This is a genomic window from Clostridium moutaii, assembly GCF_041205085.1.
GTDB lineage: Bacteria > Bacillota > Clostridia > Clostridiales > Clostridiaceae > Clostridium_B > Clostridium_B moutaii.
Genome location: NZ_JBGEWD010000038.1, coordinates 1 through 5501, shown reverse-complemented (window position 1 = coordinate 5501; position 5501 = coordinate 1). Strand labels below are relative to the sequence as shown.

7 protein-coding genes and 1 pseudogene are annotated in these 5501 nt (G+C 31.8%); 7 read left to right on the top strand and 1 reads right to left on the bottom strand.

The window, feature by feature from the left end; genetic code table 11:
* The 7 genes and pseudogenes from AB8U03_RS17895 to AB8U03_RS17865 form a co-directional block, all read left to right on the top strand.
* On the top strand, positions 1-370 hold a 370-nt coding region (locus tag AB8U03_RS17895), incomplete at its 5' end, for an IS3 family transposase (RefSeq protein ID WP_369705906.1).
* Entirely contained in the window at positions 363-809 is a 447-nt protein-coding gene (locus AB8U03_RS17890) for a DUF4405 domain-containing protein (RefSeq protein WP_369705905.1), read from the top strand. The genes AB8U03_RS17895 and AB8U03_RS17890, both read left to right, overlap by 8 nt.
* 225 nt (positions 810-1034) lie before the next feature.
* Positions 1035-2321 (top strand): synaptonemal complex protein 1, encoded by a 1287-nt coding sequence (locus tag AB8U03_RS17885; RefSeq protein WP_369705904.1) that lies wholly within the window; start codon positions 1035-1037, stop codon positions 2319-2321.
* Between the two features lie 190 nt (positions 2322-2511).
* Positions 2512-3195, top strand: coding sequence for a DNA alkylation repair protein (locus AB8U03_RS17880; protein WP_369705903.1), 684 nt, complete (start codon positions 2512-2514; stop codon positions 3193-3195).
* A 209-nt stretch (positions 3196-3404) separates the two neighbouring features.
* A complete protein-coding gene (locus AB8U03_RS17875; protein WP_369705902.1) occupies positions 3405-3587 on the top strand; it encodes a hypothetical protein in 183 nt (60 codons plus the stop codon).
* Between the two features lies 1 nt (position 3588).
* Positions 3589-4077, top strand: a complete 489-nt coding sequence (locus AB8U03_RS17870; protein WP_369705901.1) for a hypothetical protein — start codon at positions 3589-3591, stop codon at positions 4075-4077.
* A gap of 214 nt (positions 4078-4291) precedes the next feature.
* A pseudogene (locus AB8U03_RS17865) lies at positions 4292-4708 on the top strand (helix-turn-helix domain-containing protein); the annotation flags it as partial.
* A 382-nt stretch (positions 4709-5090) separates the two neighbouring features.
* On the opposite strand, the gene AB8U03_RS17860 reads toward AB8U03_RS17865, so the two are convergent.
* On the bottom strand, positions 5091-5426 hold the full coding sequence (locus tag AB8U03_RS17860; RefSeq protein ID WP_369705899.1) for a hypothetical protein: 336 nt from the start codon (positions 5424-5426) through the stop codon (positions 5091-5093).
* Between the last annotated feature and the right edge of the window lie 75 nt (positions 5427-5501).

The following is a 5501-nucleotide window of genomic DNA, read 5'->3' as shown; positions in this document are numbered from 1 at the left end:
TGCGTATCAGCGAGCAGGAAAACCAACTGGGGTTATATTACACTCAGACAGAGGGGCTCAATATTGCTCAAGTGATTACCAAACTTTGCTTAAAAAGTGTAGTTTTGTATGTAGCGTGTCACGTAAAGGTAACTGTTGGGATAATGCGCCAATGGAATCATTCTGGGGTAAAATGAAATGGGAATGGCTTTATGAAAACCACTATAAAACACGTGAAGAGGCTCGTGCATCAGTGTTTGAATATGTTGAGATATTTTATAACAGGCAGAGAATACATGCTTCTAATAAAAGGAAAATACTCTATCTTTCGGATACTACAAACTATTATCAACCTACTAGCATTTGCATCCATGATTGCCTTAATGATTAGCGGTATTATTCTGTCCCGTTATGTATTCGCTTTTCTTTCCATAAGCGGCGGCATGCCATTTGCGCGGACCATGCATATCGTGGCATCCTATTGGGGCTTTGTGCTGATGAGCATGCACATGGGACTGCACTGGGGAATGATTATCGAAATTACATGTAAGCTGACAAAGAAGAAAAAACTTCTGAAAGTCAGTATATGGATTCTTCGGGCAGCAGCGGCAGCTATCGCCGTATATGGAGCAATTTGTTTTTATAAAGAGAATATCGTTTCTTATATGTTTCTTAAAAACCAATTCGCATTTTTTGATTTTGAACAGAGCAGTGTTTCGGTCTTTGCGGAAAATATTGCTATGATGGGATTGTGGACTTTTGTAGCTTATTATGCAGCAAAGCTTATACAAAAGCCATTATATAAGAAAAGAAGGCAAAACGCATTATGAAAAAATTTAATATATTTATACTGATGATTATTTTGTTGTTTACTTTGAGTGATTGTAGTACGAATAATGCGTCATCATTCGGTTACAGTCAGTGATTTTTATTAGTAAATGAAATATTGATTATGTTAGTTATTTTATTTAAATATTGTATGCAACTGTTAATTTAATCATATTTTATACGATAATTATATGTATATTTAATTATAAACGAAAGGAGGCTATTCAATGAAATTAAGTAATATACTTAGTAGTTGTAGCATTGATATGTCTCAATTCTATAATATTTCCAATAGAAAAAAAGCTAAATCTTTAGATATAACAGAACAAGAATTTATTAATCAAATTAGAAATCAGCAAAAAGAAATATTCAATAAAGAAATACCTCTTTCTGATTACACAATCGAAAGTAATTTAAAAACATCCATATATAATGATAAAATAAGTATAGATTCAAACAATCAGGCTATATCTGTTCAATTCCAGTATTCGTTAAAGGATGTATCTACCACGGATTTCATGAGCAATTTTTTAGTAAAAGAAAGTTACTACAGAGATGAAATTAATAAAAATTTTTCAGGGGATGAACTTAAGCAAAAACTTGATAGTCTGGATTCAATATCCAATAAAGTCATGAATAAATTATCAGCTGATTTTTCAAGAAAAATTGGAGATTTTTTTGAAGGCAAACATGTGGATGATATGAATATGAATCTAAATAATAGTTTATCTGATGGATATAATGAAAAATTTGATGTGGAAGAATTTAAAAATAATATTATCAATACAATGAATAATCAAAGAAAATTATTGGATAATATAAAAAAGGAAAATCCAGATGACTGGAATGACGCATTAAACTCCAATGGAACCAATATAAATTATTTTACTAAAAAGCTTAATGAAGCATCCAATAATGCATTTAGTACATCAGTGGTTAACGATTCTTCTAAATTGGAGGATATGAGTTACAGCGATATTTTATCAGTATCAAAGGCAGTAACTTATATGAACAGCCACAGGACCTATACTATGGATGCCTATATGTTCGGCAGCTTTTTAGGTGAAGAGAAATTAAAATCAAATATTCTTTTAAATTCCTTGAATTTATCTGATTCAGTAAAAAATAGTTTAACATATGCAGTTGATAAAAGTATTGAAATCAGAATGAATATTTTTACACAAATTTATATAAATACGCCTATTAAAATTCCAGGCAATTCGTATAATGTATTAAAGAGTTCTTTTGATTCTTTTGTAAATTTATCTGACACTGATTCTCAGAATTTTTCTTTGAATGTTTCCAAGAAGTTAAAGGAAATGCTGAATACTCTTTATACAAAACATCCTTCTACTGTAGAGTCACCGGGTCATTACAAATATTTTTCTGATTTAATCAATTCTAAAATAAATGACTGGAATGATTTTATAGCATATCTGGATATAGATAAAAGTAAAAAGGATGGATATTATATAAAAGGATTCATTGGAAACAAAATTGACAATGTATCATGAATATAAAAAATAGAACAAGAATTGGAGAATTCCATTTCTTTTTTTATATTTTAGGAAGGATTATAATAAATTGTGTAGAATATAATATCTCATTTGTATATTTGCAATTTGAGAAAATTATTTGTGTGAGTTTTCAATTCAATTATAAGCCAAATTGTTAAAAGTACAAATTAAGATAAGGAGAACCAAATTGAAGCAAAAAATACGAGATCAAATTTTTGAACTGGCAGATGAAAAATATAAAGAATTTCATACTAAATTATCTCCTACTGATTCCAATATAGTTGGAGTTAGAATGCCGGTTTTAAGAAAAATTGCAAAAGAAATAGCAAGGGGAGACTGGAGAGAATATCTCAAGACAGCTGAAAATGAATACTATGAGGAAATAATGATTCAAGGAATGGTGATAGGTTATATAAAAGTTGATGTAGAGGAACGGCTCAAGCTTATTGAAAAATTTGTTCCCAAAATTGATGGATGGGGTATTTGTGACAGCTTTTGTAATGGACTTAAATTCATAAAATCAAATAGAGAAAGAGTCTGGAATTTTATACAGCCTTATTTAAGATCAAATCATGAATTCTATATTCGTTTTGGAGTGGTAGTACTGCTGGATTTTTATATAGACGAAGTTTATGTAAATTCTGTGCTGGATGCTTTGGATAAGATAAAATATGATGGCTATTATGTGAAAATGGCAGTTGCATGGGCCCTGTCAACTTGTTATATAAAATTTCCAGAAAATACTATGGCCTATTTAAAAAACAATTCTTTAGATGATTTTACTTATAATAAATCACTTCAGAAAATAACAGAATCTCTTAGAATTGATAATAAGACAAAATTGGTTATTAAAAATATGAAACGTAAATAAAAAATACAATTATTTCTATAATGATTGAGATTATAAAGTGGGGGACAGAATATATTAAAAAACGAAAAGTTGAGAAAATTGGCCAACAGTAGTAAAATTTTATATATATGAAGAAGCAAGTGGTAGTGGTAAATTGAAACTTGGAGGCCCCTTATTAATGAAAAGTAAAGGCAAGTATGATATATCCTTATACGGATATCCACCAGGCTTTGAAAATAACGGAAAGAATGAGGATTTGCATTCTGAAAAACAAATATGACGGAGTAGAAAATGTCACCTGTAGCTTTGGACTGGCGTCTCTCCAAAAAAATGATAATACAGATTATAATTTGTTTTTAGATGTGGTGCGATGGGCCGAAACAAATTCTGAGGGGATAATAGGAGGAAAGTAATATGTTAGGACATTTTGGATTTTCATATGTAGGCTGTATTTACCTATTAATGCTGTTTATTCCCAATATTCTCTGGACAAAGTATAAACCGTCAGGTTATAATGAGGTGGTTTCGAATGAAAATAAGGTTTTATTGGCATTGGAACGTATAGGGCAAGTGCTGGTTACCTGCATGGTAGTCATTTTCAATGATTACAACCTTAAACCGTTTTCATTATGGAACTTGTGGCTAATTGTATCTTTTATCTTTATGATTATGTATGAAATTAACTGGATACGGTATTTTAACAGTAAACATTCTCTAAAAGATTTTTATGGAAGTTTCTTAGCAATCCCAGTACCAGGAGCAAGCCTGCCGGTAGCGGCATTCATGCTATTAGGCATTTATGGAAGGGTGATTTGGCTTATTATCTCAATTATTATTCTTGGTATAGGGCATATCGGAATTCAGTTGCAGCATTTGAAGGAATGCAGGACAGGAAAATTATGAGCATTGACTTAAACTCTAAAAGGAGAAATCCTCAATTGTAAATCGAATTGCAACCCTTTAAGTCCATTTCAATTATAAAATTTTTGATTGAATATATATGCCCAGTAGGTTGCATCCTGGCTTACAAAAGATTGGCTGTTTGTCAATTTTTTTGTTTGCTAATTATTTTAACTTTATATATCCTTTAGTTGTTGGCGGCAGAAACGGAGGATATATGTCTAAGTTTTTTACTTACGAAGAGAGACTAGATTTACAAAAGTATTTAAAGGAAAGTCTCTCATTTAAAGAAATAGCTCGCCGCGTGGGAAAAGATCTAACTGCGATTTCAAGAGAAGTTCGTAAATACAGTTCTGAAGTAGCAACAGGCCATCCTGGTTTTCCATTTAATGCTTATAAGAACCGTTTTAACTGTAGAAAGAAAAATATCTGTGGCAATAACTGCTCCAGAAAATCGGCAGTCTATTGTAAGCTATGTGCTCGATGCAATAACAACTGTAATGATTTTATAGAAGAAATCTGTACTGCTAGATTTCGTGTTCCGTATGTTTGTAACGGCTGTGAAAATATTAGAAATTGCACATTACTTAAGAGTGTTTATGATGCAGAACATGCACATATCAAAGCTTCAGATCATACAAAAGAAAAAAGCTGAACAACCGTAGTCCGTACGAAACATTCAGCTTTTACCACGGAGAAGAAGTTTTGAAAACACTCATGTGTGCACCGGTTCCATCCAGTGACATCATGTTAAAACCAGCTCTTCTGAAAAAATAAAATTATAAAACTGCGCTGCCAGCAATTCATACAAAACCCAAACAGGGGTGGATTCTCCGATTACAAAAAAATCGAGAGGGAGTCGACCTCCTTTTGGTTTACAATTTTCTATCATGATACAGCATAAAAAACGGAAAATCAAACTGCATTTAGGTTACAAAAACTGCATCTCATTTACAAATATTAAGTTGTTGATTACAAACATTGCATTTAGTTTTACAAAGTAGCTTCTCGTATTGCTATTGAGTAACAGGAAAAAGTTTTTTAAAAGTACCAATTTCAAGCTTTTCGGAAAGAGTATCAAATATTTCAAAAACGCAATCCTGCGTTTTTTCTTTCAGCACGAAAATAAGCATTAGAGAGCAGTTCCGAAAGAGCATGGTTAAGAAAGCTTGTTTGCTATTACCACATCCGCCTTCTACAGTGTCTAATTCTACAACAGATGTTTCGGGAGCTTTTTTAATTAACTCTTTAAAATCATCATAAGTTCTGTTGATGCGAAATTCTCTGGCAGCCAGACTTATTCTGGTAGGTGTTTTCCTTTCTTTGCACTTATAACGAACGCGTCGTCTCAAATCAATGTTCCGGACTTCAAAAACACCGTCTTATTTTAGGACACCCATTGCAGACATAAGGGGCCTTTTTTATCT